At 69.1% G+C, this 26,662-nt stretch carries 23 protein-coding genes and 1 pseudogene; 8 read left to right on the top strand and 16 right to left on the bottom strand.

Annotated features, from left to right (window positions below; all coding sequences use genetic code 11):
• Positions 1-2: 2 nt before the first annotated feature.
• From ACIPSE_RS28205 to ACIPSE_RS28190, 4 genes are all read left to right on the top strand, one after another.
• Positions 3-1,196, top strand: a complete 1,194-nt coding sequence (locus tag ACIPSE_RS28205) for a M20 aminoacylase family protein (protein WP_401667571.1) — start codon at positions 3-5, stop codon at positions 1,194-1,196.
• 96 nt (positions 1,197-1,292) lie between these two features.
• Positions 1,293-1,646 (top strand): hypothetical protein, encoded by a 354-nt coding sequence (locus ACIPSE_RS28200; RefSeq protein WP_401667569.1) that lies wholly within the window; start codon positions 1,293-1,295, stop codon positions 1,644-1,646.
• A gap of 200 nt (positions 1,647-1,846) precedes the next feature.
• Positions 1,847-2,221 (top strand): SH3 domain-containing protein, encoded by a 375-nt coding sequence (locus ACIPSE_RS28195; RefSeq protein WP_401667566.1) that lies wholly within the window; start codon positions 1,847-1,849, stop codon positions 2,219-2,221.
• A gap of 49 nt (positions 2,222-2,270) precedes the next feature.
• Positions 2,271-2,648 carry a peptidase M23 gene (locus tag ACIPSE_RS28190; RefSeq protein ID WP_401667563.1) on the top strand — a complete coding sequence of 126 codons (378 nt, stop codon included), beginning with the start codon at positions 2,271-2,273 and terminating at the stop codon, positions 2,646-2,648.
• Positions 2,649-2,721: 73 nt separating this feature from the next.
• Here the strand turns inward: ACIPSE_RS28190 and ACIPSE_RS28185 are convergent, their stop codons facing one another.
• Positions 2,722-4,554: an NHL domain-containing thioredoxin family protein gene (locus tag ACIPSE_RS28185; protein ID WP_401667561.1), complete on the bottom strand. Its 1,833-nt coding sequence runs from the start codon at positions 4,552-4,554 to the stop codon at positions 2,722-2,724.
• Positions 4,555-5,071: 517 nt separating this feature from the next.
• On the opposite strand from ACIPSE_RS28185, the pseudogene ACIPSE_RS28180 reads away from it, so the two are divergent.
• The 3 genes and pseudogenes from ACIPSE_RS28180 to ACIPSE_RS28170 all read left to right on the top strand — a co-directional run.
• Positions 5,072-5,680: pseudogene (locus ACIPSE_RS28180) on the top strand (XRE family transcriptional regulator); the annotation flags it as partial.
• A 4-nt stretch (positions 5,681-5,684) separates the two neighbouring features.
• Complete coding sequence (locus ACIPSE_RS28175) at positions 5,685-6,155, top strand: NUDIX domain-containing protein (RefSeq protein WP_401667558.1); 471 nt, start codon at positions 5,685-5,687, stop codon at positions 6,153-6,155.
• A 57-nt stretch (positions 6,156-6,212) separates the two neighbouring features.
• Complete coding sequence (locus ACIPSE_RS28170) at positions 6,213-6,980, top strand: HNH endonuclease signature motif containing protein (protein WP_401667555.1); 768 nt, start codon at positions 6,213-6,215, stop codon at positions 6,978-6,980.
• Between the two features lie 154 nt (positions 6,981-7,134).
• Here the strand turns inward: ACIPSE_RS28170 and ACIPSE_RS28165 are convergent, their stop codons facing one another.
• From ACIPSE_RS28165 to ACIPSE_RS28095, 15 genes are all read right to left on the bottom strand, one after another.
• A complete protein-coding gene (locus ACIPSE_RS28165) occupies positions 7,135-7,356 on the bottom strand; it encodes a helix-turn-helix domain-containing protein (RefSeq protein WP_401667552.1) in 222 nt (73 codons plus the stop codon).
• Positions 7,343-7,753: a recombinase family protein gene (locus ACIPSE_RS28160; RefSeq protein ID WP_401667549.1), complete on the bottom strand. Its 411-nt coding sequence runs from the start codon at positions 7,751-7,753 to the stop codon at positions 7,343-7,345. The genes ACIPSE_RS28165 and ACIPSE_RS28160 overlap by 14 nt, the downstream gene beginning before the upstream one ends.
• Before the next feature lie 173 nt (positions 7,754-7,926).
• The gene (locus ACIPSE_RS28155) at positions 7,927-8,514 is read right to left on the bottom strand and encodes an Imm21 family immunity protein (RefSeq protein ID WP_401667546.1); all 588 of its coding nucleotides are present in this window, start codon (positions 8,512-8,514) and stop codon (positions 7,927-7,929) included.
• A 303-nt stretch (positions 8,515-8,817) separates the two neighbouring features.
• Complete coding sequence (locus ACIPSE_RS28150) at positions 8,818-9,666, bottom strand: zinc ribbon domain-containing protein (protein WP_401667544.1); 849 nt, start codon at positions 9,664-9,666, stop codon at positions 8,818-8,820.
• 63 nt (positions 9,667-9,729) lie between these two features.
• A complete protein-coding gene (locus ACIPSE_RS28145) occupies positions 9,730-10,365 on the bottom strand; it encodes a recombinase family protein (protein ID WP_401667541.1) in 636 nt (211 codons plus the stop codon).
• Between the two features lie 319 nt (positions 10,366-10,684).
• Entirely contained in the window at positions 10,685-11,332 is a 648-nt protein-coding gene (locus ACIPSE_RS28140) for a hypothetical protein (protein WP_401667538.1), read from the bottom strand.
• 169 nt (positions 11,333-11,501) lie between these two features.
• Positions 11,502-12,398, bottom strand: a complete 897-nt coding sequence (locus ACIPSE_RS28135) for a phosphotransferase (protein WP_401667536.1) — start codon at positions 12,396-12,398, stop codon at positions 11,502-11,504.
• Between the two features lie 81 nt (positions 12,399-12,479).
• Positions 12,480-13,511, bottom strand: a complete 1,032-nt coding sequence (locus ACIPSE_RS28130; protein ID WP_401667534.1) for a B12-binding domain-containing protein — start codon at positions 13,509-13,511, stop codon at positions 12,480-12,482.
• The gene (locus ACIPSE_RS28125; RefSeq protein ID WP_401667532.1) at positions 13,508-14,794 is read right to left on the bottom strand and encodes a PP2C family protein-serine/threonine phosphatase; all 1,287 of its coding nucleotides are present in this window, start codon (positions 14,792-14,794) and stop codon (positions 13,508-13,510) included. The genes ACIPSE_RS28130 and ACIPSE_RS28125 overlap by 4 nt, the downstream gene beginning before the upstream one ends.
• Before the next feature lie 507 nt (positions 14,795-15,301).
• On the bottom strand, positions 15,302-16,333 hold the full coding sequence (locus ACIPSE_RS28120; protein WP_401667529.1) for a LacI family DNA-binding transcriptional regulator: 1,032 nt from the start codon (positions 16,331-16,333) through the stop codon (positions 15,302-15,304).
• 209 nt (positions 16,334-16,542) lie between these two features.
• Positions 16,543-18,717, bottom strand: coding sequence for a beta-glucosidase (locus tag ACIPSE_RS28115; RefSeq protein ID WP_401667526.1), 2,175 nt, complete (start codon positions 18,715-18,717; stop codon positions 16,543-16,545).
• 559 nt (positions 18,718-19,276) lie between these two features.
• Complete coding sequence (locus ACIPSE_RS28110; RefSeq protein WP_401667524.1) at positions 19,277-20,272, bottom strand: LacI family DNA-binding transcriptional regulator; 996 nt, start codon at positions 20,270-20,272, stop codon at positions 19,277-19,279.
• A 168-nt stretch (positions 20,273-20,440) separates the two neighbouring features.
• Positions 20,441-21,298, bottom strand: a complete 858-nt coding sequence (locus ACIPSE_RS28105) for a carbohydrate ABC transporter permease (RefSeq protein WP_401667522.1) — start codon at positions 21,296-21,298, stop codon at positions 20,441-20,443.
• 3 nt (positions 21,299-21,301) lie between these two features.
• Positions 21,302-22,186, bottom strand: coding sequence for a carbohydrate ABC transporter permease (locus ACIPSE_RS28100; protein WP_401667519.1), 885 nt, complete (start codon positions 22,184-22,186; stop codon positions 21,302-21,304).
• 50 nt (positions 22,187-22,236) lie between these two features.
• Positions 22,237-23,538 carry an ABC transporter substrate-binding protein gene (locus tag ACIPSE_RS28095; RefSeq protein WP_401667517.1) on the bottom strand — a complete coding sequence of 434 codons (1,302 nt, stop codon included), beginning with the start codon at positions 23,536-23,538 and terminating at the stop codon, positions 22,237-22,239.
• Positions 23,539-23,948: 410 nt separating this feature from the next.
• Between ACIPSE_RS28095 and ACIPSE_RS28090 the strand changes: the two genes are divergently transcribed.
• Positions 23,949-26,567, top strand: coding sequence for a glycoside hydrolase family 78 protein (locus tag ACIPSE_RS28090; RefSeq protein WP_401667514.1), 2,619 nt, complete (start codon positions 23,949-23,951; stop codon positions 26,565-26,567).
• Positions 26,568-26,662: the final 95 nt, after the last annotated feature.

Here is a 26,662-nt window from a genome sequence, read left to right as displayed (position 1 = left end):
CCATGCGCACCCCTTTCTCGGCCCTGCCCGCCTTTCCCGCCGAACTGGGCGCCCGGCTCCGTGAGTGGCGCCACCATCTGCACCAGCACCCTGAACTCGCCTTCCAGGAAAGGGAAACCGCCGCCTACCTCACGGAGGTCCTGAAGGCCGTCGGGGTCGAGGACGTGGTCACGGGCGTCGGCGGCACCGGAATCGTCGCCACGCTCAGCAGGGGAACAGGCGGGAAGGCCATCGGCCTGCGCGCCGACATGGACTGTCTTCCGCTCCAGGAGGCCGGCTCCCACGGGTATCGCTCACGCCATGACGGCACCATGCACGCCTGCGGTCACGACGGGCACATGACGATGGTCCTGGGGGCCGCCGCACTCCTCGCGGAACAGGGCGGCTTCGACGGGACGGTGAGGTTCCTGTTCCAGCCCGCGGAGGAACCCGGCCGGGGAGCGCAAGCCATGATGGACGACGGGCTGTTCGAGCGGTTCCCGATCGACGCGATCTTCGGACTGCACAACATCCCCGGTCTCGCCGCCGGTGAATTCGGCACCCGCACGGGCCCGTTCCTCGCGAGCGAGGACAACTTCGAGATCCGTGTCGTCGGGCGCGGCGGCCACGCCGCCTCACCGCACCTGGTCGTGGATCCGATCGTCATCGGCGCGGAGGTCGTTCTCGCGCTGCAGACCATCGTGGCGCGCACCCTGGACCCGAGCCGGTCCGCCGTCGTCTCCTGCACGCAGTTCGTGACGGACGGCGCCCGTAACGCCATCCCCAACGAAGTCGTGATCCGCGGCGACACCCGCAGCTTCACCGACGAGGTACGGGAGGTGCTGGAGCGCCGCATCCGAGAGCTGGCCCACGGCATCTGCGCGGGCCACGGGGCGACCTGCCAGGTCACCTACACCCACGAGTTCGACCCGACCGTCAACGACGCCGCGTGTGTCGAGGCGGCGGTGCGGGCAGCCCGTGACCTGCTCGGCGAGGAACACGTCGACGCCCGCTGCCCCGTGAACCTCAGCAGCGAGGACTTCGGCGTCTTCGCACGCCATGTGCCGGGCTGCTTCGCCTTCATCGGCAACGGCACCGCACCCGGGGAGGGCGGCGCCCCGCTCCACAGCACGGACTACGACTTCAACGACGACATCCTGGAACTCGGCGTCCGGTACTACGCCACCCTGGTCCGGTCGCTCCTCACCGAGGACTGACCCGTCCGCCCTTCCCACGCCCGCATCACCCTTGTTCCGGAAGCCGGGGCTGTGGCTGACTGACAGCGGAGCCGCAGGGGAGCCGAGGGGGAGCGGATGGGCAACTGGGTCGTGATCGCGGAGTACTACAGCGACGTGCACAGGACGGAGTTCGTCCACCGTGGGCTGGAGACCAAGGAGCACGCGCTGACGGCCCTGCGCGGGGCACTCCACACGTATGTGCCGAGCAAGAACATCGTCGAGAAGCGCCGGCACGTGTACCGCTTCACCGACCGCGAGACCTACCTGGTCGTGATCAAAGGCAAGCTGACCGAGTGGGAGTGCACCCTGCGCGTCGCGGAGCTGATCTCGGACTCGACCGACCCGTCCGTGGCCGAGCGCGCACGATGGGACGACGGCGAGGCCGGGACGTCCGACTGGCCCCAGGACCGGGTCCCGCCCGGTCACTGAGCGACAGGCTTTCGGAGGCCGGAGGCGCCGACCGGCCCGACGCCTCCGGACGCTCCGGCTCACCGCGCCCTGCCCTGCCCCGCCTCCGTCCTGACATCTGTCAGGGACCACGGAGCCGCGGGGCTCTCTAACGTTCTGGACGTCGAACGACACAGTGTTCGAACGACACAGTGAACGACACCGTCCAGAGGGATCTCTTCATGACCACTCACATCGTCGCCCGGGCCGCGCTGGTCGGTGCCGGGGCGCTGGCTCTGCTCGGTCCGCTCACCGGGGGAACCGCTGTCGCGGCCTCGACCGGCGGGCAGGAGTCCGTCCACGTGATGAGCGCGCCGTACGCGGTCGTGCCCTACGAAGCCGTCAACGTCCGGACCGGGCCGTCGCGCGCGTTTCCCGCGGTCGGTTCCGTGGCGGCGGGAGAGGCGCGCGGCGCCTACTGCTGGGAGTTCGGCGAGCCCGTCAGCGACTACGGCTACACGAACAACGTCTGGGTGAAGCTCGCCGAGGGCTACGTCAGCGCCGTCTACCTCAAGGGTGACGAGTACGGCGGCCTGCCCGCCACGGCGAGTTGCTGAGTCCGGAAGCGACAACGACCCGTCACACCGACCTTCTTGGGGGACAGACATGAAGCAACTGATCAGCCGTACCGCCAGGGGCCTGGCCGTCGCCGCGCTCGCCGTCGGCGCCCTCGCCACCTCCGCCCAGGCCGCTCCGGCCGCCGCGGCCAACGGTGGTGACCCGACCCTCACCGACGTCTACATCTGGGCCACCGACGTCAATCTGCGCCAGCAGCCCACCACGGACTCCCCGCGGCTCGCGGTCCGTTCGCAGTGGTGGGGCGACGCCGTGTGCCAGACGCAGGGCCAGACCGTCCACGACCCGGCGGTGGGCACCAACAACTGGTGGACCGCCGTCATGGAGTTCTCCGGCAGCGACATCGCCTGGGTGAACAACCTGTACATCCAGGGCGGCGAGAAGATCGCCGGAGTCCCGGACTGCTGAACAGCGCGTGCGGCCGGGGCGGACCGGAACTCCGGTCCGCCCCGGCCGTGTTCCGGGAGTGGGGCGTGGGCGGTCAGTCCTCCGCCGGGTCCATGCCCGCGAGGATGAGCGGGAGCCGGTCCGCCCCGCCGGGGGCCAGCCGGACCGGGACGCCCCAGTCCTGCTGATGCACATGGCACGCCGGGTACTCGACCGTCGGATCGTCGTCACAGGAGGCGGCGGTCGCGGAGACGTGGAGCACGCCCTCGGTCACGTCAGGGTTGAGTTCCAGCGTCCGCGTGAGATCCGTGTCCGCGCCCTCACCCTTCAGGAGCAGTTCGGCCGGGGTCGAGGAGACCAGCAGACGGGTGGACGGACCGTAGCGCGTGTCGAGCTTCTGGCCCGCCGGTGCCTGGAAGACCACGTCCAACCGGAGCCTGCCGGGCGTGACTTCGGTGGCCGCGCGCCGGGTCCGGTGGGCTCGGGAGGCGACCTTCACTGCCTCCTCCGGCAGCCGCAGCCGGGTGAGCCGGTGCCGGGCCGACTCCACGACCACGATGTCGCCGCCGACGAGCACGGCGTCGCTGGGCTCGCGCAGATCGGTGGCGAGCGTGGTGACCTCACCGGTCGCCGGGTCGTAACGGCGCAGCGCGTGGTTGTAGGTGTCGCTGACGGCGACGGAACCGTCGGGCAGCGCGGTCACGCCCAACGGGTGCTGGAACAGGGCCTGTCCGGCGGCGCCGTCGCGGTGCCCGAAGTCGAAGAGCCCGGTGCCGACGGCGGTACGGACCGTGCCGTCCGGCTCCACCCAGCGCAGCGCGGACGTCTCGGAGTCGGCGAGCCAGAGCCGGTCGTCGGTGGCCGCGAGCCCCGACGGCTGCGCGAACCAGGCCTCGGCGGCCGGGCCGTCGACCAGGCCCTCGTTGGTCGTGCCGGCGGTGACGGACACGGTCCCGTCGGCGGGGTCGTACGCCCAGAGCTGGTGCACGCCGGCCATCGCGATCCACACCTTGCCCTGCCAGGGCGCGACGTCCCAGGGGGAGGAGAGGTTCACGTCCCGCGCGGGGCCCTCGGTCGCGTCCCCCCGCATCCACTGGCGGCCGGTACCGGCGAGGGTGGTCACCTCACCGGTGACGAGGTCCAGACGGCGCAGGGCGTGGTTGACGGTGTCGGCGACGACGACCGCCTCCCCGTCGAGCAGCGCGAGCCCCTGGGGCTCGTTGAAGGCGGCGCTGTCCGCAGGCCCGTCCACCAGCCCTCGCTCCCCGGACCCGATCCGGCCCACGACGCTCTCCCCGTCGGGGCCCAGCTCCACGAGCTGATGCCGGGTGGTGTCGCTGACCAGGAGGTTCCCCGAGGGCAGCAGGACGGCCTTGCCGGGGAAGCGCAGGGCCGTGGGCTGCGGCTCCGGCGCCACGTACGGGCCGTCGCCGCGCCGCAGCGTCCCCTTCGCCTCGTGCTCGGCCTCCAGCTCGGACACGAGCCGCTCGATCGCGTGCACATGCCCCTCGCCCGCGTGCTGCGCGACGACGTACCCCTCCGGGTCGATGACGACGAGCGTCGGCCAGGCCCGCACGGCGTACTGCTTCCACGTCGCCAGCTCGGGGTCGTCCAGCACGGGATGCTCCACCCCGTACCGCTCCACCGCGTCGACGACCGCCGCGTGCTCCGCCTCGTGCACGAACTTCGGCGAGTGCACACCGATCACGACGACCGTGTCCCGGTGCTTGTCCTCCAGCTCACGCAGCTCGTCGAGGACGTGCAGACAGTTGATGCAGCAGAACGTCCAGAAATCTACAACAACCCACTTACCTCGTAGGTCCGCGAGCGTCAGATTCTTGCCGCCCGTGTTCAGCCAGCCGCCTTTGCCGATCAGCTCGGGGGCACGGACACGGGCACGTCGAGGGGCAGGAGAGGCAGCGTTCATGCAGTCCAGGGTGCCATCCCGGGATGAACGCACGATCACTCACGTGTGGCGGAGACAGGTGAGCCCTGCCCGGCTGCCTCGTTCGCCGTCGCCCGGCGGGCCGGGGCTTGTCAGCGGTGGGCCGGGCGGCACCGGCCGCACTGGCATGGGGGCCATGCGTAGGAAGCCGGCGGGGGCAGACCTTCCGAGCGGTGTACGGCCCGTTCAGGGCCGAACGTCCGGCCACCGTCGCGAGACACCCGAATCGTCATCAACGGGCGTTGCGCGGCACTGTGCGCGCTCACCGGGCGGTCTCCGGGCACCCATTGGCGTGGCGGTAGATCACCACGGTTGGCCCTGACTGGCGTTCCATGGTGCCGCGTCGCACCCTCTCAAGCGGCTTGATGCGCCGCATGCACGCAGGGCACGTCTCACCGGACGGGGCATAGGTCGTGTACTCCCAGGTACTTGCGTCAGTGGTCTCGGTGGTGCTCACCATCGTCAGCCGTCCCCTCGCGTGTGGTGTGGCGAGCTGGTAACGGCGCTCAAGGCCGCTGAGATCCTGGGGGAAGACGTGCACGCACTTTGGCCCTCGTTGAGGCAGGCCCGTGCTGCGCGGGCTGTCAGTCCGGAGCTGGTGGCGCTGTACGACCAGCGCGCGGATTTGCCCGTGTCTGTGTACGTGGATCTCCTCAGCGCAGCGCGGGAGCGGATCGACGTGTTGGTGTACGCCGCCGTCTTCCTTCATGAGGCGTAGCCGCGACTGAACGACTTACTGAGGGAGCGTGCTGCCGAAGGGTGTGCGGTGCGGATTGCCCTAGGTGATGCTGATAGTTCGTATGTCCAACAGCGCGGCCAGGAGGAGAAGTTCGGGCACGGCATCGAGAGCCGTTGTCGTCTGGCGCTCATGCACTACCGGCCCTTGCTGGGGGTACCCGGCATCGAGCTGCGGACCCACGCCACGACGCTCTGCAACAGCGTGTACCGAGCCGACGACCAGGTGTTGGTCAATGCTCACGGGTGGGGTGTGAACGCCTACGGGGCGCCCGTGTGGCACCTCCGGCGCGGTGGCAGCGGGGGCATGTTCGACACCTGCACGGAGAGCTTCAACGCCGTATGGGAGACAGCCCGACCCGTGGAAGGGTGACCGCATGGCACGGACCGAGTACCACGACGACCCGAACGCGCCGAAGCCCAACAGTCTGGTAGTTGGTGCCTCTGCGGTTGTCACGGACGACCAGGGGCGCATCCTGCTCCAGCGGCGTCGGGACAACGACCTGTGGGCGCTGCCAGGCGGCGGCATGGACATGGGGGACTCGCTGCCCGGTACGGCCGTCCGAGAGGTCAAGGAAGAGACGGGCCTGGACGTCGAGATCACAGGCCTTGTAGACACGTACACGGACCCCCGGCACGTCATCGCGTACAGCGACGGAGAGGTCCGCCGGCAGTTCAACGTCTGCTTCACGGCGCGGGTGATCGGTGGCAGTCTGGCCATCTCGGACGAGAGCACCGAACTCTGCTTCGTAGGGCCGGGCGAACTCGACGCGCTACCCATGCACAACACCCAGCGGCTACGACTAACCCACTATCTAGAGCAGCGGGAACGACCCTACCTCGGCTGAAACGTCGGAATACGACGGGCAGTCATGCCGCACCGGCGTTCCTTGCTACGTTCCATCATGGGCGTCTCGGAGAAGACTCGAAAGATCCTCTGGGTTCAGGCTGGTGGACGGTGCGCCATCTGCAAAGAGCAGGTGATCACGCCTGGGACTGACTCGGATGACCCCTCTGTCTTTGGCGAGGAAGCGCACATCGTCGCGCAGTCGATGGGCGGCCCTCGGGCAGGCGGCTTGGCGTCAGAGCTGATCAATGGGCACGCGAACCTGATCCTGCTGTGCAGCAAGGATCACAAGCGAGTGGATGACCAACCGGGGCACTTCACCGTGGAGCGGCTGCGACAGATCAAAGCAGACCACGAAGCATGGGTACGGTCGGTGATGCACGCTGAGGCAGGCCGGATGAGGCTGGTGCCCGATCCGATGTTCCCGCAGCCCACGGTGCTGAAGCTGATCACGCGGGGCAACCCGCTTTGGAACATGGTCAAGGAGAGCGTCACCTTTGAGTACGCGCTTCCTGATGGCCTGCATGACGATGACGAAGATCTGATCGTCGAGTTCATGGATCTGCTGCGGGACTACCTGGACATAGCTGGGGATCTCGCAAGTGTCCGTGAGAACCGTGACGCAGAGAAGGCGATTCAGCAGTACGTCAGTCAGCTCGCCGAACGCGGGTTCCTTGTGGGCGCCTGCGTTCGCCGCATGCTCCTTACCGGCGGAGTCGGTCAGGACGCTACGCCATGGCCGATGCTCCGGGTCGAAGTGCAGCCTTCGGACTCGGCAGTGGTCACGACCGACAGCGGCATGACTCGGCCCCATCAGGAGCATTGAAGACAGCGCCGCAGCTACCTGCGCGCAATCTCCTGGCGATGTGCAGGGGTGTGGCAGCGGACCCTCTCCTCTCGAGCCCCGGAGTGCCCCTCGCTGCCGACATGAAAAGGGTCATCCACCATCGCACAAGGGCCGCCTCTAAAGTCGGGCCGGACTAATCGGATTCGCTCAGCGCCCGGTACAGCGTTGCGCGGGACACCTTGAGGGCTTTCGCAATGGCCGTGACGCTCTCGCCCTGCGCCTTGCGGGCCTTGGCGGCAGCGAGCTTGTCGGCGTCCATCACGGTGGGACGGCCGCCGGTACGCCCTTGCGCACGGGCAGCGTCCAGACCGGCGCGAGTGCGGTCCTTGATCAGGCTGCGCTCAAACTCCGCCATGGCGCCCACCACTTGCAGCATGAGACGGCCGTCCGGAGTGTTCGGGTCGATGCTCGCCAGTGCGCCAGTGCGCCAGTGCGCCAGTGCGCCAGTGCGCCAGTGCGCCCGTGAGGACCTTGAAGCCGACCTCGCGCTCTGCGAGGTGGTCGACCAGGGTCACCAGGTCGATCAGCGAGCGGGCGAAGCGGTCGAGCTTCCACACGCACAGGGTGTCTCCGGGGCGCAGGTAGTCCAGCACGGCGGCAAGCTCCGGACGGTCGGTGTTCTTCCCGCTCGCCTTGTCCTTGAAAACCCGTGCACAGCCCGCCTCTTCAAGGGCGTCCAGCTGAAGCTGTGCCTCCTGGTCGTCCGTGCTGACCCGCGCGTATCCGATGAGGTGCCCCGTGTTCTTCACCATGACCCAATCGCCTCATAACTCGTCTCACAATTTCTAGAGTTCGGAGCAAGCTCTGAGACGGGTTTTGAACGCGATGCCAGGGTGAACGGGGTGACGGGAGGGGTGTCTCACAAACCATCGTTTGATGGATGCCCTGGCGATCGTCACACACAGCAACAGCGGTGCAACGGTCGTCAGATCGAACCTTCCTCGGCGACAAGCTGCACCACGACCACCCATGCGAACTCGTTCTTTGCATGGACTGCACGGACCCTCCACCGCCCTGTCGGGAGCCGTACGGGAGCTTGTTCTGGCTGGCCACCGTTGGGATACTCCACGCCGAGATCCACGCCCGCTTCTGCCGAGTCCATCAGTACAGCTGGGCCATCAGAAGCCCACAAGCCGCAGTCCTCCCAAGGAGTGTCCGGGTCGGCTGTGACCGCTTCGGCGCCGGCGAGCAACTCTTCCTCCGAATCCGCAGCCAGCCACCGCACGAATAGCTGCTCCTCTGGCAGGAAGCACGTCTTTGCAGGTTCATCGGCCAGGACGAGCGCGGTGGCACCTTCCGCGCCCACGGCGATCACTCCAGCCCAGTCGTCCACCGCGCAGGCTCGGTCGTAATCATCTTGGCCATCGGCCTCGCCCAGGACGGAGCCGTCCTCTGTGCAGCCACCCCATGCGCTGATGCAGGACTCCGGGACCACGATCAACGGTCCGCCCATCGAGCTGACCCAGGCAGGCTTGGCTCGGTCGCAGCGGTCCGAGACGGGAGAATCATCCATGCCTGCAGTCTGCCGCTCGCCACTGACACTGAACGGTGGTGGCCAAGCAGCCAGGCTTCGGCGTCACGCACTCAAAGTTTGATGACGCAGGACAACAACCCGCGCAATCACCCCAATCAGCCACGCAAGAGTTTTCCCTCCCTGCCGATCAGGCCGGGAGAGGGTCGGGAGTGCCCCCCTGGGTGGTGAGGTGACGTCAGTGACCCCTGGTGTGACCGGAGGCGAACCTCCCCTGGTCCACGAAGCGCGAACGGCCCGTCACCGGGTTTCCCAGTGACGGGCCGACAACGTGCTCACTTGGGCTCACAAGGGCGGTTCGTCATCCAGGGTGGCCCACTCGATCCGCACTCGCTGCTCCGGAACGAACTGTTGGCCCCGCTTGCCCTTGCTGACCTCCACGCGGTCGATGGCCAGGGACAGCCGTCCCCTGCGGTCCGCGTCCTCAGATGCCTGCCAGGCTTCTCGGAGGAGTTCGGCATCGAGCATCGGACTCACATCCACCGAGGGCATCGGCAACTTCGCGAGATCAGCGCGTAGGCCATCCATGCGTTCCTTGAGCCGGTCAGCCAGTCGGTTGTATCGCTCCACGGCTGCCGCACCCTTGAACTCGCCGCGTACATAGCGGGCGTCTTCGAGATCGGCCAGTCTCGCTTCCTCGTCGTCGATCTCCGCCCTGATCGCATCCCGCTTGGCGAATGTCTCCGGGTCCGTGCGGTGCACCAAACGGTCGGCGATGGCGACGACCAAGGGGCCGTCCGGCTCAAGAGCAGGAAGCTTCGTCAGGAAGCGCTCAGCCACGTAGTCGTCCACACGGTCAGCGAGGGCCGAAGCGCCTGGACACTGGTTTCCCGCACGGCGTGCCATGCACTGGTAGCTGTTTCCCACCCGGTGCATGCGCCGCCCGCAACCTGGGACGCCGCAGAAGATCAGCCCGGTGAGCAGTGCCATGCCCTCGGGCTTTGGGCGACGCTTGCCAGCATGCACGAACGTCCGCGCCTCAAGCTGACGAATGATCCTTTCCCGTTCGCCGAAGGTGATGATGCCTTCGCCGATCTCCACGGTGTCCATCGTCTCGGGATCCCGGTAAGGGAAGACGCGACTCGTGTACTTGCGCTCCCCGTCGTCCGACTCCACGGTTTCGGTCTCGGGCATGAGTCCTGCGAACGCCGGAGAGCGGAGGAGTTGCATGATGCTTGCCGCGTTCCACTGGCCGCCTCAGGGCGACAAGACTTCGTACTCGTTGAGCGTCCTTGCGATGTTCACGAGTGACTTACCGGCCAGCGCCTCATCGGCGATCAGCCGGGCGTAGACGGCATGCTCCGGGTCGTGGGTCAGCTTCTTGGTCTTCGGGTCCACCAGGAGCCCGTAAGGCGGCTGCCCGCCGATCCACTGGCCCTCACCCCGTAGATATCGCTTCGCGTGACTGACGCGCGTGCTCAGGTTCTTTGATTCCGTCCGTGCCAGTTCGGCGAGCATGGCAACGACCATGCGAGCGGAATCGTTTGAGGTGTCGAGTCCGTCGATGACGGAGACGAGACGGCCGCCCGCCTTCTCGATGTCGTCCAAGACCTGTCCGACTTGGCCGATGCCCTTGCGTGACAGTCGGTCGAGCTTCCAGACGACGAGCGTGCCGACGACACCGGCCGTGACAGCCGCAAGGGCGGCGTCGAATCCCTTGCGCTCAACGGACTTGTAACCGGAGCGGCCCCGGTCGATGTGGACCTTGCGGACCGTCAGCCCGTTGCGTTCGGCCCATGCACGGCAGTCGGCTTCCTGTCGTTCGATTGCAGTCTTGCCATCCCGATCGAGGGACAGGCGCAGGTACAGATCACAGATTGTGTCTTGGTGCACCAATTGAGTATCTCCAGAAGTTCAGTGTTCTGTAGTGAACTTCCAGAAATCCAGAACGACAATTCGTCCCCGCAGATCCGCCAGGGTGTACCGCGCATCACCCGTGTTCAGCCACCCGCCCTCACCGGTCAGCTCGGGGGCACGCACACGCACACGCCGCCGGGTCGGCTGCTCTCGCTCACTCATGGGCCAAGAGTGCCACCCACCCATCCGCTCACCCCGCCGCCCGCTGCCTTCAGCCCTGGCGGGAGGCGTCCGTGCGCTGCCGCTATAGATGCGCACGGACGTAGGTGAGACCTGACACCTCTTGCTGCGCGACCTATTTCACGTCACCCGCGAAGATTGTCTTCGTCAGGAGTGGCGAAGGCGTGAATTCCACCTGCAGATAGGTCTCGTCCTTCGGCATCTCACAGGCCACCGTAGCCTTCGCTGTCCGGCCCGGCCTCAGTCGCAAGTCAGGCAGGCCGTGCAAATTCTCGTCGAAAACCTGCTGGGATTCCTGGATCTCGTCACCGTGGAAGCACGTGAGGTAGGCGGTGCCGAGTTCTACCGCCGAGGCGGACTTGTTCTCGATCTTGACGGTGAACGACACGAACGGCACGTTTGCTGGTGCTGCAATGGCTGTCGACGTGCCGCGCCTGTAACCGGACAGACTTACGGCAATACCGCTCTCGTACACAGCCCGTTCCTGCAGCCCTTTGATTTGCGGCTCGGTTTCCTGAGGGGCCACCTGCTCTTCGTCCGCGGTGCTGACCAAGGCGCGCGACGGTGTGGGACGCGACACCGAACTGGTCGGACTGCCTTCGTTGTCGCGGCTCTGCACCACGATGATTCCCGTGGCGACGATGGTTGCGATGATCGCCGCCGCAGAAGCGACGATGATCAGACTGGAGCGGTTCCTTCTGTTGGAGGGCGGGGCCAGCGGGCCGGGTGGCGGTGCTGCGGGCTTCGGCGGCTTTTCGGTCATGGAATTCCCCAAGGATGCGATGGTTGCCGGATCGTAAACGGCCAAGACGGGCTATCGCGTGGCGAATGGCGATGGCTCGTCCCATCAGGGGACGTGGGTTCACTGCCGTGCTCTACAGATGAGGCTCACCGGTGAGCGCTTGGCTGGCGAGAAGCGCGGAGTAAGGGAATCAGACGCCCCTCAGAACACGGTCAAGTGCCTCCCGGCCCAGCGGCCCCCAGTGCGGCTTGCCGCCGGGTAGGCCCTGGGTTCCGTTGCGACCCATCAGCATCAGGAAGAGGCACTTCATCGCGGCCAGGCCCCGGGCGCGCCTGATCGTCGGCTCGTCTGCGCGCGCGTAGCCGGCGAAGAACCGTGAGGCCGTGCCTGCGGGGAGCAGGACCCAGGCGGCGGCGAGGTCCCAGGCCGGGTCGCCGGCGAAGAGGGCGCCGAAGTCGACGATGCCCGAGAGGGTCCCGTCGCGGACGACGACGTTCGCAGGGTGGAGGTCACCGTGCGTCCACAGCGGCGGGCCGTCCCACTCGGGGGCCGCGACGGCGTCGTCCCAGACGGCGCGGGTGGCGGCGGCTACATCGGCGGGGGCGACTGCCTGGAAGAAGTGCTCGAAGCCGTCGGCGCACTTCTTGGGGTGTGCGCCGAAGTCCGAGCCGACCGGTGCCGCCGCGGGCGCCTCCACGTGGAGTGCCCGCAGGAAGTCCGCCAGGGTGTCGGCCGCGTGGGCGGGACGGGTGAGCGGGCAGAGGTCCAGCGGCTCGCCGGGAACCCATGTCATGACGGTCCAGTGCTTGGGGAAGCGCCCGGACGGTTCACCGAGACGTACCGGGGTCGGCACCGGCAGGGGCAGGAGCGGAGCCAGCAGGGGCAGCCACCGCCGCTCCTTGAGCTGGGGCTCCGGGGTGGGGTCCATGCGCTGCACGCGCACCGCCAGCTCGTCCCCGAGGCGCCACATCTGGTTGCCCCAGCCGCCCGGCACCTCACGGACGGGCAGCCCCGCCAGGTCCGGATGCTGTTCCCGCAGCAGGTCGCGAACCAGTTCGGCGGTGATCTCGGTCTCGGTGTCGGTCATACGAAGTCACAGTAGTGAGAGGGCGGGCGGAGGAAGCGTCGCCCGCCTGTTGCCGGGAGCCCGCCGGTCGGACACCGCTGTTCAGACGTCGCCGGTCGTGGAGGCCGTGGCCTCCTGGAGCAGGCGCAGTGCCGTGGGGTGGTCGTGCACGGCGACGGTGAGTGCTTGCAGGGCCGGGGTGGGGTCGTAGGCCGTTTCGTCGGGCTGGTCCGGTGCGGTGCCCAGCCAGAGCAAGGCGTGGGTGAGGACGGACGGTTCGTCCGTGTAGAGCGCCGCCAGCAGGAAGCGGGTGAGGAGGTCGGGCGGGCTCTGCGGTTCGACCGGAGGCGCGTCGGGGCCGTGGAGGGCGACGGCCACCGCTCGGGTGATCGCCTCGCGGCGGTTGTTGAGGGAGTGGTACTCCTCGCACGGCACATGCGGGGTGGTCGTGTTGAGGGTGAACGACAACGGGACGATGCCGTCCTGGAGTTGGGTCAGCGCGTGGCGGGGATCGGACGCGTGCGCGGCGGCGCCGAGGCGGGCGGAGAGGACGCCTTGCGGGTCGAAGGCGGCGCCGCCGGTGAGCGTGGGGATACCGAGGGCGGTCGCCGCCTTGATCGCGGCGTGCACCATCGGCAGATGGGTGGCCACCTGGCAGCTGATGCCGAGGAGACGGCTGTGCGAGGTGGCCAGATGGCGGGCCAGGAAGGACACTTCGACGTCGCTGCCGAGGTAGACGACCTTCCAGCCGTTGATGCGCAGGACATCCGCGGCCAGCCGGGACGGCAGCGCGTGCCACTCGCCCTCCGCGCAGGCCACGGTGATCGGCCCCTTGACCGGAGGCAGCGAACGGGCCGCCGGATGCACGGTGATGACGCTGGCCAGCCGCTCCGTCAGCGCACTCGCGGCATGCTCCTCGACCAGGGTGATCTGCCCGCTCTGCCATCGCCGCCCCACCTCGCGCTGGGTCTCGCCGAGCACGTCGAGGAGCAGGCTCTGCGGGCGGGCCCCGTTCTCCAGGCTCTTCAGGACGAGTTGGACGGCGGCCATCTCGTCACCGTGGAGCAACTGCTCCAGCAACTCCTCTCGCACGGTGGACAGATGGGTGTCGTCGGGGTCGGGGGAGGAGGTCATGAGGCTCCTTTCGGATCCGGGGAGTGGGGGCGGGGAGCGTGAACGACCGCGAGCGTCGTGTCGTCGTGGTCCTCTCCGCCCAGCCACTGCCGCATCAGCATGAGAAGTTGATCGGCCACCACGCTGCCGGGTGCCTGCGCGCACCGGCGCAGACAGCGTTCGATGTACGCGGTCGGCAGCATGTCGCCGCCCGGGTTGCGCGCTTCCACGAGGCCGTCGGTGCTCACCACGAGGGTGTCGCCGGGGGCCAGGGTGAGATCGTGCGGGGTGTAGGCGAGGTCGTCCGCCACCCCGAGGACCGTGCCGCGTGCGGGACTTCGCGTCAGCCGGGCGTCGGGGTGGACGATCTGGGCGTCGGGCATGCCGAGTTGGTGCAGCAGGATCCGGGTCTCCGGACCGCTGCTCTCCGCGATGTGGATGAGGGACAACGCGTAGAATTCGGCGGGCGGGCCGGTCGGGCACAACCGGTTGAGCCGGTCGATCAGTTCGGCGTCGTCCCGCGTGGTCAGCGCCAGTGCCTCCAGCTGGCCCCGGACGCGCAGGGCGCGCAGCGCGGCCACCGTGTCGCTGCCGCACACGTCGCCCACCGCGAGCGTCACCCCCGTCGGCCGGGGCAGGAACGCGTAGAAGTCCCCGCCCACCCCCAGACCCCGCCCCGCGTCGGCGGGCCGCCAGCGCACCTGGACGTCCACGCCGAGCACCCGTCGCTCGTGCACCGTATCCAGGCCCGCGCCGATCTCCCGGGATGCGGCCAGCAGACTCTGGCGCAACTGGACCGCCTCCAGCAGTAGTTCGGCCTTGCGGGCCCGCGCGGTGACGGCTGCCGCGTCCGGGCCCGTCCAGCGCTCGGCCTGGCACTGCTCCCCGAGCAGCACCAGCACCCCGAGCGACTGCTCCTGGCCGACGAGCGGTACGACGAGGCTGGCGTGCAGTTCCTCGGCCCGGGCGCCGGCCAGCCACTGCGGCGCGGGGGTGAGGAGATCCCCGTGCACCGGGGTGGCGACGGTGCCCGCGAGCACGTCGTCCAGGCCCGGTACGCCGGTGGCCTCCATGTCCTGACCGCTCACCCGCAGATCCGCGTGGCCGTCCGCCGTGCAGCGTACGACCCGGTGATGGCGGCCCTCCCGGGGAGCGATCCAGGTGACCGTACGGGCGGTGTTGTCGAGCAGCGGCGCGGCGACGCGCGCCACGACGGTGTCCGGATCCGACGCGGGCAGGGGACGTCCGCCCGCCTCGGTGGTCGTCGGCGGGGTGAACTGATCCATCTCGGATGCTGTGGACATGGCTACCGGGTGGTCGGGTACGAGTGAGGCGGTCGGCGCCTCTGGCTGTGGTGCCGTGCCCCCCGGCACGGCCATCAGGTGAACGGTGTCGCATCCTCACATAGAGTGAGGGGCAGTTCGGGCGAAAACCTCCGAGGTCATCCTTCGGGTGGAATACTCGCCGTTCATGTGTCTCCCGCATGCCCAAGAGGGCGCTGCGGAACACGGGGCACCGCTTTGCCGGTACCGGCGGCGCCGGGAGCCTTCACGGCGAGGGCCCCGGAAATCCACCCGGATCCGACCTGAAACAGGTGGCCGGAAATCCTGCTTCTCGCGTCTGCGGGATCGCCCCACACCTTCACCCGAACGGGCGAACGCCCGGACGCCCGCGGTACACGAGCCCGCTCGCACGACGCCCTGTCAGCTCACGACACCCACCACCTCATGACGCCCACCACTTCATGACGCCCACCACTTCATGACGCCCACCAGTCCGCCGTGCTCACCAGCCTGCGACGCCCCGTCGGCTCAGCCCATCGCGCTCGGCGGCCCGCTGGACCCCCGTACGACCAGCGACGGCGTGACGATGTGATGCTGCGGCCGGCCGCGGCCACCGATCCGCTCCAGCAGCATCTCGACGGCCAGCCGCCCCATGTCCGGCCCGCTCTGGTCCACCGAGGTGAGGGAGATCGCGGGATGCGCGGCGAGGTCTGTGTTGTCGTAGCCGACGAGTGAGACGGCGGAGGCGGCGTCGTGGTCCACCAGGGCGGCGAGCGCGCCGAGCGCGAGCTGGTCGTGGCTGGCGAACACGGCGGTGGGCCAGGGATGTTCGGCGAGCAGCTCCCGCACCGTGGCACGGGCGCTCGCCTCGGTCTGCCCGGTCCGCAGCACGCGGGCCTGACCGGACAGGCCCGCGGCGCGCACGGTCTCCTCGAAGGCGCGCAGCCGCAGGGCGTGCGGACTGCCCGTGCCGGGCGCGGTCACCGCCTCGTCCTCGGTGAGGTGCACGATCCGCCGGTGCCCCAGGCCCAGCAGGTACTCCATCACCTGCCGCGTTCCGGCCTCGTCGTCCCCGACCACCGTGTCGTAGTGCGCGGAGCGGTCGTGGCGGCCGAGCATCACCACGGGCACGTTCCGTGCCAGCCGCTCCAGCCAGGCCGCGTCGACCCGGGGCGAGACGACCACGATCCCGTCGACCTGCCGGTCCGCGAGGGCCTCGATGGCGCCGTACCCTTCGCGGCCGTCGGCGGGAGCGATGACCAACTGGTAGCGGGTGCCCTTCAGCGCCTGGACCGCGCCGCTCACGATCTGGGTGAGGAACCGGTTGCCGAGGTGCGGTACCTCGAGCCCGAGGGTGTAGCTCGCGCCCCTGAGGGACCGGGCGGCCACGCTGGGCCGGTAGTTGAGCTCCTCGATGGCCGCGTTCACCCGGGCGCGCATCGCCGGGCTGACCCCGGCGGCGTCGCGGATCACCTTGGACACGGCCGCCCGTGACACCCCGGCCGTATCCGCCACGTCCTGGATCGTCACCGACCGGCGTCGCCCGCTGGCTTCCGTCACGTGGTCCCTCCCTGAGGATCAGCCGTCACCGCGACTGTTCCACCGGCGCGGTCGCGCGTCGCCGGACCGACCCCGCTCGGTGAGGTGCTGCACGGCCGGCCGGAAGATCCCGGCCGGCCGCGGTCAGCTTCTCACAGGGGGTGTGTCCGCCCGGAGGTTCCCGTTCGCGCCGGGGTTCCGTCCGGTGAGGAGGATCGTCACCCGAGCGGTCAGCGCCCGCCGAGGGTGAACCCGGCCGACAGGCTCGTGTCGGAGGACGTACCGACGTGCGCCGTGAAGGTCCCCGACGGAGTCCGCCACGTGCCGCGCGCGCTGTCGTAGTACTGGGTGAGACGGCGGGTCTCGATCTGCTCCCCGGTCAGCTGGAGCGTGACGGTCCGGCTCTGGCCGGCCTTGAGCGTGACCCGGTCCCAGGCGGCCAGCCGCGCCGCGGGTTCGCCCGCGCTGCGCGGCAGTTCCAGGTATACCTGGGGCACCTCGGTCCCGGACCGCTTGCCGCTGTTGGTCACCTTGAACCGGATGCTCAGCCCGTTCCTGCCGGACGCGGAGACCTTCAGCTTCGAGACGTCGAAGTCGGTGTACGACAGCCCGTAGCCGTAGTCGAACAGCGGCTGCTCGTCCTGTGCCTGATACCAGCGGTAGCCGACCTGGAGCCCCTCGCTGTAGTCGACCTGGCGGATGCCTCCGCCCTCGGGGACGACACCGGGGTACTGCGCCTCGGTGTGCGCGGGCTGCTGCTCCTCGGACTTCGGGAAGGTCATGGGGAGCTTGCCGGAGGGGTTGACGTCCCCGAACAGCAGGGCGGCGACGGCCGGGCCCGCCTGCTCGCCGGGGTACCAGGTCTCCAGCACGGAGTCGACCTTCGACAGCCACGGCATCGTGGTCGCCGTGCCGGTCTCCAGCACCACCACGGTGGAGTCGTTCGCGGCGGCCACGGTGCTGATGAGGGCGTCGCCGCCGGCGTCCAGACCGAGGTCGGCGGGGTCGGAGAACTCGCCGACCTGCTTGTAGCCGAAGACGACGGCGACGTCGGCCGCGGCGGCGGTCCGCGCGGCACGCTCCGGGTCGCTGCCGTCGTCGTAGACGACCGTCGCGCCCAGCTTCGCGGCCCGCTCGGTGAGGGAGTCCAGGGGCGCGACGACGTCCTCGCACGCCATGGTGTTGCGCCCGGAGGTGGTGCCGCCGAAGTTCAGCGGAAGGCTGCACAGTTGCCTGGCGTTCAGGCCGCTGTCCGGATCGGCGGAGGCGACCGACCCGATCACGGCGATGGTCCTGCCGCTGCGCTTGGTCAGCGGCAGTGTGCCGCCCTTGTTCTTCAGCAGCACCGAGCCCTCCTCGGCGATCTGTCGCGCCAGTGCCTTGTGCGCGGGCGTCGACACGTCCGCCTTCGGCTCGGCGGCCAGCGGGTGGTCGAAGAGGCCGCCGCGGATGTAGGAGCGGACCACGCGGAAGGCGGCCCTCTCGATGTCCTTCCGCGTGATCTCTCCGGCCGCCAGGGCCGCGTCCAGCTTGTCCGGCGTGAAGTGGATCGGCCGGTTCAGCTCCTGGTCGAGACCGGCCTTGAGGGATGCGGCGGTCGAGTGGACGGCGCCGTAGTCGCTCATCACGTAGCCGTCCAGGCCGAGTTCACCCTTGAGGCTCTTGTCGAGCAGGTCGTTCTCGCAGGCGTAGACGCCGTTGATCTGGTTGTACGAGCACATGACACTCTCCGGCTCGCCCTCGGCCAGGGCGATGCCGTACGGCAGCTCGTAGATCTCCTTGAGCGTCCGCTCGTCGACGTTGGAGGAACTGGTCTGCCGGTCGGTCTCCTGCTCGTTGGCCACGTAGTGCTTGAGGTCCGCCAGTACGGGCTTGTCCTTGCTGCTCTCGATGCCGCGGGCCTGGGCGCCGGCCAGGACGCCGTTGACGACCGGGTCCTCGCCGAAGTACTCCGGGGTCCGCCCGGCCAGCGCGGTGCGCCCGCCGCCGACGCCCGGACCGAGGATGACGTTCTTGCCCTTGTCGAAGGCCTCACGGCCCATGGCCCGGCCCTTGGCGTAGGCGGTGTCCTCGTTGAACGAGGAGGCCAGGGCGATCTGGGCGGGGAAGGTGGTGACCCCCTCGCCGGAACGCACTCCCTCCGGCCCGTCGGTGTAGGTGACGGCCGGGGTGCAGGCGACCTGCACGGGATACGTCACGCCCTGGAACGTGGTCTGCGTCGGGTTGTTGGCGGGCTGCTCGACCAGCCACCGGTAGATCTGGTGCTGTGTGCTGGCCGCCAGCAGCGCCTTGGCGCGCTGGTCGGCCGACTTGTGCTTGTTCATCCACGGCACCGCGGAACAGTCCGTGGCCGCCGCGCCGTCGGCCGTGGCGGTACCGGTCGCCGCGGGGATCAGCGTGATCAACAAGGCCGCCGTGACGGCCGTGGCGCCTCGGCGCCGTAGGCCGCTCACCGGGCGAGATCTCTGCCAGGGGGACACACTGCCTCCTTGTAACGTTTCAATCGAGGTCGCTCGTCTGCCTGCCGCGCAGGGGTGCGCGGAGCCTGGGGTGGGGTGCCGGAACGGGCCGATGGACGAATCGGCAGGGGAGCGGGTCGTCAGGGGGAGTGCCCTGTCTCGACCCGCCCGTGTGAAGCGGGAGAGGGCTCGCTGCGGGCCGGGGAGATCCCGTTCTCCTCGTGGCCCACCAGCTGACGTAGAACGATTTACGCGGCGACGGCCCTTACCGTAGGGGGTTCATCAGGGAGCGGCAACGCTCCTGACGAAAATCGTTCTACGGCGATGGCGGGAGCCGCCGCGGCCCACCGACCGCCCGTCACCCACCCCGCGCAGGGCATGCTTCAAGCGCCCGTGGCGCCCGTCGAACGAGGTGCCGCGCGCGGCCGGGGCTCCGTGCGTGCGGGGTGGACCGCCGCCCGGTCAGGTCGGGCCGCGGATCGGGTCGGGCGGCGGCCGACGGATATCAGGTCGAGCTGCGTTCGATCAGGCGGGGGGTGAAGACCATCCGCCGGTGTGTGTGGTGCGCGTCGTCCTCGTCGAGCAGCAGCTCGGCGGCGGCCTTGCCGAGGTCGTAGCCGCCGACATGCACCGAGGTGAGGGGCACCCCCGCGGTCGCGGAGGAGTGGATGTCGTCGTAGCCGACGATCGCGAGGTCGTCGGGGATGCGCAGCTTGGCCTGGAACGCCGTCTGCATGACGCCCAGGGCGAGCAGGTCGTTGGCGCAGAACACGGCGGTGACGCGGTCGCTCGACGCCAGGAGCTGCTCGCCGGCGCGGCGGCCCTGGTCGACGGTGAACCCGGCCGTCTCGACGGTCTGGAGGATGTCGGCGGGGCGGCCCGCGCGTTCGAGCGCCTGGACGCTGCCCGCGAGGCGGTCCTGGGACTGCCGCATGTGCATCGGCCCGGTGACGAAGGCGATGCGCTGGTGTCCGCGGGCCAGCAGGTGGGTGACGGCGAGGTCCGCGCCGGCCACGTCCTCGACCGCCACGGAGCACACGTCCGGGTAGACCTCGGTGTTGTCGAGCAGGACCATGCGCAGTCCCCGGGCCCGCAGCGAGTCGAGCCAGGCGCGGTTGAGGTCGGCAGGGGTGATGAGGACGCCGGCCGCGTTCTGCTGGGCCAGCAGCTGGAGGTAGCGCTCCTCCTTCTCCGGCAGGACGTCCGTGTTGCACAGCATCACCGAGCGCCCCTGGCTGTGTAGCAGATCCTCCGCGCCCCGGGCGACATCGGTGAGGAAGGGGTTGCGCACGTCGAAGACCACGAGCCCCACCACGCTGCCGCGGCTGCCCGCGAGCTGCCGGGCGGCCAGGTTGGGGACGTAGCCGAGGACGTCGATGGCGTCCTCGACCTTCTGGCGGGTGGCCGTGGCCACCCGGTCCGGCTTGTTGAGCACGTTGGAGACGGTGGCGATCGAGACTCCGGCGCGCAACGCAACGTCCTTGATCCCGACTGTAGTCATCTCCGTGAACCCTTCCGGTGGCCGTGGTGCGGCCGTCTGTTGTAACGCTTCAATCGGCTGGGGAAATGATATCCGGCGCCAACCGGCCGGCGTGCGGAACGGGAGGTGCCCGGCGCCCTGGGCGCTGTTCCCGGGACCGCCGGGCGGCCCGTGGGCGGTGCCGCCCGGTCATCCCTTGACCGCCCCGGCCGCGAGGCCCTTCATGACGCGCTGGTTCAGGAAGAGGTAGAGGACGAGGATGCCGACGATGCTGGCGGAGATGGCGGCGAACAGCGGCCCGTACTGCACCGATCCGTACTGGCCCGTGAAGTTGAGCAGGCCCACCTGGAGGGTGCGCAGGCTCTCGTCGTTGGTGAAGGTGAGCGCGATCAGCAGGTCGTTCCAGAGCAGGAAGAACTGCACGATGGCGACGGTGATGATGGCGTTGCGCACGACGGGAACCCCGATCGACCAGAACATCCGCAGCACGCCGGAGCCGTCGATGGTGGCGGCCTCGAAGAGGTCCCGGGGCACCGCGCGGAAATAGGTGGCGACCATGAACACCGTCAGCGGGGTCGCCATGACCGTGTAGGTGATGATCAGCGGCCACAGTGTGCCGGTGAGGCCGAGCTTGAAGTACGAGGTGAACAGGGGGAGCAGCAGCATCTGCCCCGGCACCATGATCCCCGCCAGGAAGTAGAGCAGGACCGGGCCCCGGCCCCGCCACACCATCACCTCCAGGGCGAAGCCCGCCGCGACGCCGATGACGAGGGACAGCAGCAGCGCGGGGATCACCGTGAGGACGCTGTTGAGCAGGTAGGTGCCGAGTCCCGCGTCGCGGAACGCGCTGGTGTAGTTGTCCGGGCTCCAGTGGTCCGGCAGGGTCCAGAACGGTTCGTTGAGGAACTCGTCCTGGGTCTTGAACGAGCCCAGCAGCAGCCAGATCAGCGGGTACGCGACGATGACCAGCAGGAACGTCACGGCCAGATGCAGGGGTAGGCGCCGCAGAAAGCGGATGACGCGATGGTTCGCGTGCGGGGTGCTCATCGGTCAGCCCTTCGTGAGGTCGCGGCGCGTGGACCGGAAGATGAACAGGGTGAACAGCAGGCACAGGAGGGTGAGCATCGTCGCGAGGGTGGAGCCGTATCCGTAGTCGCCGTAGCTGAACGAGGTCTGGAACATGTACAGCGTCAGGGGTGTGGTGGAGCTGCCCGGGCCGCCGTTGGTGAGGGCCACGATGGAGTCGAAGACCTTGAGGGTGCCGTTCATGCTGAAGATGAGTGACGACAGCAGGACGGGCAGGGAGAGCGGCAGGACGATCCGGCGGATCAGGGTGAAGCCGCCGGCGCCGTCCAGCCGGGCCGATTCCAGGACCTCGTCGGGGATGTCGACCAGGCCCGCGTACAGCAGCACGGCGTAGAACCCCATCGAACGCCACAGGTCCATGACGACGAGGACCCAGAACGCGCCGGTGGTGCTGCCGAGGAAGTCGGTGCCGTCGCCTCCGAAGTACTGGACGGCGGCGTTGACCGGGCCGGTGGTCGGGGCCACCTGGACGATCTGCTGGAAGAGCAGGGCCACCGCGACCGTGGGCAGCACCACGGGGAAGAACACGAGCGTACGGATGAACGCGGAGGCCCTGCGCAGGAAGAACACGTACAGCAGGGCCAGCAGATAGCCCAGGGTGACCTGGCCGACCGTGATGATCAGCGCGTACCGGACGGTGAACCACAGGGCGTCCAGGGCGCTTTCGTCGGTGAAGAACTTGGTGAAGTTCGACAGGCCCGTGAAGTGCATGCCGCTGATGAGGCCGCCCGAGAAGAGGGTGTAGACGAGCGACCACACGATCGGGACGATCGTCACGAGCGTGTACAGCAGCAGCGCGGGTCCGATCAGGAGCGCGACCATGCGCTTGTCGCCGAGGACGTCTTTCATGGTTCTCCTTACGGCAGGGGCGCCCGGCGGCGCCCCCGTCGGCGTGATGACTAGAGGGCGGCCTGGACCTTCGCCATGAAGTCGGCGCCGCTGAGGCCGCCGCTGCCCAGGAGCCCGCCCTGCTGCTGCGAGACGGTGCTCGCCTTGGCGTTGAAGAGGGCCTCGAACCAGAGCACGCTCGACTTGGCCTTCGTGACCTCGTCCTGGACGACCTGGGTCACCTCGGGCAGGTCGTGGTCCTTGCGGAGCTTGAAGCCGGAGATCACACCGGACGTGTCGAGGACCTCGTCGCCGTAGTTCTGGGCGATGCACTTGACCCAGGCGGAGGTGTTGGTGCCGAAGGACTTCTGGCTGAAGACAATCGGCTGGCCCACGTTGGCGGGCACCTCGTCGATGCTGCCCTTGCCGCCGGTCACCGCGGGGAAGGGCATGAAGCCGACGTTCTCCGTGCCGATCTTGTTCTGCTCGGCGTCGTTGATGTTCGACAGCATCCAGGAGCCCATGTAGACCATGGCGGCCTTGCCGGTGAGGAAGTCGTTGACGGTGCCGTTGTAGTCGTTGGAGGCCACGTTGGAGCCGAACGCCCCCGCCTTGCCCAGGGCCGCGACGGCGTCCGCCGCCTTCACGTACTCGGCGTCGGTCAGCTTCGCGGAACCGTCCGCGACCTTCTCCAGCGCGTCCGCGCCCAGTGAGCGGAACAGGTAGGCGCCGACCCAACGGGTCACGTCCCAGCCGTCCTTGCCGTCCGCGGTGAGGGGCTGGACGTCCTCGCCCTGGAGCTTCTCCGTGGCGGCCACCAACTCGTCCCAGGTGGCCGGGACTTCGATGCCGTGGTCGGCGAAGATCTTCTTGTTGTACCAGATGCCCTCGATGTTGAACTCGTTCGGCAGGGCGTGGACGCCCTTCTGGCCGTAGAGCTTCTCGATGGTGGAGGAGGCGGCGGGCAGGACCGCGTCGCTCAGCCCTGCCTTCTTCAATTCGTCGGTCAGGTCGACGAGTTGCTTGTTCTTGATCAGGTCCGTCACCAGGCTCGGCGTGCCGGGCGCGATGAGTGCGCTCGGCAGCGCGTTCTGGCCCGCGAGCAGCTGCACCTTCTGGTCGAGCGTGCTCTGCTCGACGTTGTCGGTCTTCAGTGGCGCGTCGGCGTTCGCGGCCTTGCAGGCGCCGGTGCTCAGCGCCTTCAGGGTGTCGGCCGGCGTCTGGTTGCTGGTGATCCCGGTGAACGTGAACGTCGAGCTGCCCACGCCGCCGGTGTCGGCCGACGAGGAGCAGGCGCTGAGTGCGAGAAGGCTTGCCGTGGTGAACACCCCGACAGCGAAGAGACGGCGCGAGGGCCGGGCCGCTGTGGTCACATTTCCTCCTTGAAATGGTGCGCGCCCACTGTGAAGCGCTTCAGACGGCCGGATGCTATGACGGCTTGTGGAGCGTTTCAATGCCTCTGCACCGTCATTTTTCGAGAGAGTCGTCGAAGTGTGAGGCGGCCGGCGCTGTGGATGGTGCCGTCCGAGGACCGCCGACGAACTGCGCCCGGGCGGCCGGTAAATCAAGAAAAGGGCAGTTCAAAGGCGTGCGCCCTGAAGGCGTCGGTGCTCCCCGGCGTCGTGTCGCGCCACGTTCCCGAGGGAGATCGCTTGACCGGATCGGACCGGCCTCCCTACGGTGAGCCCGGTCCACTAATGAAGCGTTTCACTCACTTCCGAGGCGGGACCGCCACGGACGACCGACGACGCCGTCCGCCCCGCCCGGGAACAGGAGCTGACTCATGCCCCGGAACCACCCCTCCGGCCACCACGTGACCCTGTCCCAGCCCACGGTCGAGCACCGCAGGAGCGGGCTCGGTATCGGTGTGGACCGTCCCCGGCTCTCCTGGACCGTCGACACCGCGCCCGACGGATGGCAACAGGAGGCCTACGAACTGGAGATCGCGCCGGAGGCCGGTCCACCGTGGAGCAGCGGCCGGATCGAGAGCGGCGCATCGGTGCTGGTCGCCTGGCCGGACGGGGTTGCCCCGCTGGCCTCCCGCGACCGGCGCGAGATACGTGTCCGGGTCTGGGGCCAGGACACCGGTGTCTCGGCCTGGAGCCCGGTGCTGCACGTGGAAGCGGGCTTGCTCTCACCCGGCGACTTCACCGCCGCGATGGTCTCCCCGTCCGTGCCCGAACTCACCCGCCCCGCCCAGCTGCGCACCTCGTTCCAGCTCGGCGCCCCCGTGAAACGGGCCCGCCTCTACATCACGGCCCACGGCCTGTACGAGGCGGAGATCAACGGCTCCCGGGTGGGCGAGGAGGTCCTCGCGCCCGGCTGGAGCAGCTACCACCACCGGCTGCGCTACGCCACGCACGACGTCACCGCCCTGCTCTCCGAAGGCGAGAACGTCCTGGGTGCCTGGCTCGGCGAGGGCTGGTTCACCGGCCGCTTCGGCATCCACGGCGGCCAGACCTGCCACTACGGAGCGCATACCGGGCTGCTGGCCCAACTGGAGATCGACTGCGAGGACGGCAGCCGCGTCGTCGTCGGCACCGACCGTGACTGGCGCTACGCCTACGGCCCCATCACCTTCGCCGGACTGTACGAGGGTGAACGGTACGACGCCCGCGCGGAGTTCACCGGCTGGTCCCGCCCCCGGTTCGACGCCCGCGGATGGCGGCCCGTCGACCGGATCGACTTCGACGCCTCCGCCCTGTGCGCACCGCCCGGCCCCCCGGTCCGCCGCATCGAGAGCCGCGCACCCGAGGCCGTCCTCACCACGCCCAGTGGTCGCACGGTCCTGGACTTCGGTCAGAACCTCACCGGCCGTGTCCGCATCCGGGTCCAGGGCGAACGCGGTACGACCGTCAGCCTCCGGCACGCCGAGGTCCTCCAGGACGGCGAGCTCTACACCCGCCCCCTGCGCCACGCCACCTCCCTCGACACGTATGTCCTCAAGGGCGGGGGACCGGAGGAGTGGGAGCCCCGGTTCACCTTCCACGGCTTCCGCTACGTCGAGGTCACCGGCTGGCCCGAGGACCGCTCGCCCCTCGACGTCACCGCACAGGTGCTGCACACCGACATGCGGCGCACCGGCTGGTTCTCGTCCTCCGACTCCCGGCTCAACCAGCTGCACGACAACATCCGCTGGTCCATGCGCGGCAACTTCCTCGACGTCCCCACCGACTGCCCCCAGCGCGACGAACGGCTCGGCTGGACCGGCGACATCCAGGTCTTCGCCCCCGCCGCCTCCTTCCTCTACGACTGCGCGGGCATGCTCGCCTCATGGCTCGCCGACCTCGCCCACGACCAGTACGACGACGGCACCGTCCCCTTCATCGTCCCGTCGATCCCGATCGCCGAGTGGACCCCCGCGTGGGCCGCCGCACTGTGGGGCGACGCGGCCGTGCTCGTCCCCTGGACCCTGTTCCAGCGCTTCGGCGACACAGGTGTGCTGCGCGCCCAGTACGACAGCGCCCGCGCCTGGGTCGACCTGGTGGACTCCCAGCGAGGGCCCGACGGCGTGTGGCGGGCGGGACGGCAGCTCGGCGACTGGCTGGACCCCGCCTCGCCGCCCGAGGACCCCTGGCAGTCCCGTACCGAGCCGCATCTGGTGGCCCAGGCCTATCTGTTCCGCTCCGCGCGGACCCTCGCGTCGATCGCCGCCGAACTCGGCGAGAACGACGACGAGCAGCGCTACCTCGCCCTCGCGGAACAGGCCCGGACGGCGTTCCTCGCCGCCTTCGCCGAACCGTCGGGCCGGCTGACGTCGGACACCCAGACCGCCTACGCCCTGGCGCTCCGCTTCGACCTCCTGCCGGACGCCGGTACCCGGCGCGCTGCGGGGGAGCGGCTCGCAGAACTCGTGGCCAGGGACGGACATCGGATCGCCACCGGTTTCGCCGGGACACCGGAAGTGTGCGACGCGCTCAACGACACCGGCCATGACGACGTCGCCTACGGCCTGCTCCTCCAGACCGAGCGCCCGTCCTGGCTGTACCCGGTCACCATGGGGGCGACGACGATCTGGGAGCGCTGGGACAGCATGCTGCCCGACGGCACCGTCAACCAGGGGGAGATGAACTCCTTCAACCACTACGCGCTCGGGGCCGTAGCCGACTATCTCCACCGCGTCGTCGCCGGACTCGCGCCCGCCGCTCCCGGCTACCGGCGCCTGCGGATCGCGCCGCGTCCCGGTGGCGGACTCACGCACGCGCGGGCGCGGCTGCTGACGCCGTACGGGCCCGCCGAGGTCGAGTGGTCGCTCGCCGGTGCCGAGCTGACCGTGCGCGCGACCGTGCCGTTCAACACCACCGCGGAGGTCGACCTGCCGGGCCTGTCCAAGGAGGTCGGCGGCGGTGCGCACGAGTTCCGTGTGCCGTGGCCGCGTCCGGAGGAGCGAGGTGAGGTGTGAGCCCGAGGCCCCGTACCGCCGGCCGATGACCTGACCCGAGCGGAACCCAGCCGTCCCACCCCGGCCCGTGTCCGCCCGCGCCTCCTCCCCGGAAG

The organism is Streptomyces sp. NPDC090106, from assembly GCF_044747265.1.
In the GTDB taxonomy this organism is placed as follows: Bacteria; Actinomycetota; Actinomycetes; order Streptomycetales; family Streptomycetaceae; genus Streptomyces.
The sequence above is the reverse complement of the archived record's forward strand: the minus strand, read 5'-3'. Positions and strand labels throughout refer to the sequence as shown.